Raw genomic sequence first — 2334 nt, forward strand, 5'->3', positions numbered from 1 at the left:
CACCGGCCGCCGCCACCCCCGAACCCGCCGCCGAGCCGTCGGGCCGCCGCAGCAGGCGCCGCCGCCGTGGTGAGGCCGCCGCCGAGCCGGTGGAGGCCCCGCAGCCCGTCCAGGAGACGCCGCAGGAGCCCGTGGACGAAGCGGGCGACGAGGACGAGCAGGCCCAGGACGCCGACGGCGCTGACGCCGACGACACCGACGAGTACGAGGACCGCCCGTCGCGCCGCCGCCGCAGGGGCGGCCGTCGCCGCCGTCGCGGTGAGGCAGCTGACACGGACGAGTCGCAGGACGAGCAGTCGGACGACCACGCGGACCACGCGGACCGGACGGACCACGCCGACGACGGCGGACGTTCCGACCGCGCCGAACAGTCCGACGAAGCGGACGACCACGACGAGCACGACGACAACGACGACCACGACGCCGAATCCTCCGGTGGCGGCTCGTCCAGCAGCAGGCGCAGGCGTCGTCGCCGTCGCCGCAGCGGTGACGGCGGTGGCGAGGCCGAGAGCGGCAACGGCGCCGACGACCCCGAGCGCACCGTCGTCAAGGTCCGCGAGCCGCGCAAGAAGGAAGAGCGCGAACGCGACAGGGAGCACAGCACCAGCTCGGACGAGGTGCAGTCCATCAAGGGCTCGACCCGTCTGGAGGCCAAGAAGCAGCGCCGCCGCGAAGGCCGCGAGCAGGGCCGCCGCCGGGTGCCGATCATCACCGAGGCCGAGTTCCTCGCCCGCCGCGAGGCCGTCGAGCGCGTCATGGTCGTCCGCCAGAACGGCGAGCGCACCCAGATCGGCGTTCTCGAGGACAACGTGCTCGTGGAGCACTACGTCAACAAGGAGCAGGCCACCAGCTACGTCGGCAACGTCTACCTGGGCAAGGTGCAGAACGTACTGCCGTCCATGGAGGCCGCCTTCGTCGACATCGGCAAGGGACGCAACGCCGTCCTGTACGCCGGTGAGGTCAACTTCGAGGCGCTGGGCATGGCCAACGGCCCGCGCCGTATCGAGACCGCGCTCAAGTCGGGTCAGTCGGTCCTCGTCCAGGTGACGAAGGACCCGATCGGCCACAAGGGCGCGCGTCTGACGAGCCAGGTGTCGCTGCCCGGCCGCTACCTCGTCTACGTGCCCGAGGGCTCGATGACCGGGATCAGCCGCAAGCTGCCCGACACCGAGCGCTCCCGGCTCAAGACCATCCTCAAGAAGATCGTCCCCGAGGACGCGGGCGTCATCGTCCGTACCGCCGCCGAGGGCGCCAGCGAGGACGAGCTGCGCCGCGACGTCGAGCGGCTGCAGGGCCAGTGGGAAGAGATCAAGAAGAAGACGAAGGGCGGCGGCAACGCCCCCACGCTGCTCTACGGCGAGCCGGACATGACCGTCCGGGTCGTCCGCGACATCTTCAACGAGGACTTCACCAAGGTCATCGTCAGCGGCGACGAGGCGTGGGAGACCATCCACGGCTACGTCGAGCACGTCGCCCCCGACCTCACCGACCGGCTGACGCGCTGGACGAGCGAGGTGGACGTCTTCGCGACGTACCGCATCGACGAGCAGCTGATGAAGGCGCTCGACCGCAAGGTCTGGCTGCCGAGCGGTGGTTCGCTGGTGATCGACAAGACCGAGGCCATGGTCGTGGTCGACGTCAACACCGGCAAGTTCACCGGCCAGGGCGGCAACCTGGAGGAGACCGTCACCAGGAACAACCTGGAGGCGGCCGAGGAGATCGTCCGCCAGCTGCGCCTGCGTGACCTGGGCGGCATCGTCGTCATCGACTTCATCGACATGGTGCTGGAGTCCAACAGGGACCTGGTGCTGCGCCGGCTGCTCGAATGCCTCGGCAGGGACCGTACGAAGCACCAGGTCGCCGAGGTGACCTCGCTGGGCCTGGTCCAGATGACCCGTAAGCGGGTCGGCCAGGGGCTGCTGGAGTCGTTCTCCGAGACCTGCGTGCACTGCAACGGCCGTGGCGTCATCGTCCACATGGAGATGCCGACGGCGTCCGGTGGCGGCGGCAACGGCAAGCGCTCCAAGAAGCGCGGCCGTGGCGGTTCCTCGGGTGCGGACCACGACCACGAGCACGAGTACACGGACGTCCTGACCGAGCCCGAGCTGGAGACGGAGTCCGAGGCCGAGCTGGCCGCCGAGGTGGCGACCCCGGTCCCGTTCGCCGAGCCCGAGTTCGCGCCGGACGAGGAACTGTTCAACAGCGTGGCCGAGGCGGAGGCTTCGGCGCGTGGCCGCGGCCGCCGCAGGGCGTCCCGCAAGGCGTCGGCCCCGGCCGGTTCGCCGCGGACCGCCGAGCCGGTGGAGGCCGAGGTCGTCACCGAGCCGCCGGCCC

Annotated in this window: 1 protein-coding gene; it reads left to right on the forward strand. The window is 70.9% G+C overall.

The window, feature by feature from the left end:
- Nucleotides 1-2334, forward strand: a 2334-nt coding sequence (locus tag HY68_RS17270) for an Rne/Rng family ribonuclease (protein ID WP_157874446.1), incomplete at both ends; no start/stop codon positions are given.

The organism is Streptomyces sp. AcH 505, assembly GCF_000818175.1.
Lineage (GTDB): Bacteria > Actinomycetota > Actinomycetes > Streptomycetales > Streptomycetaceae > Streptomyces.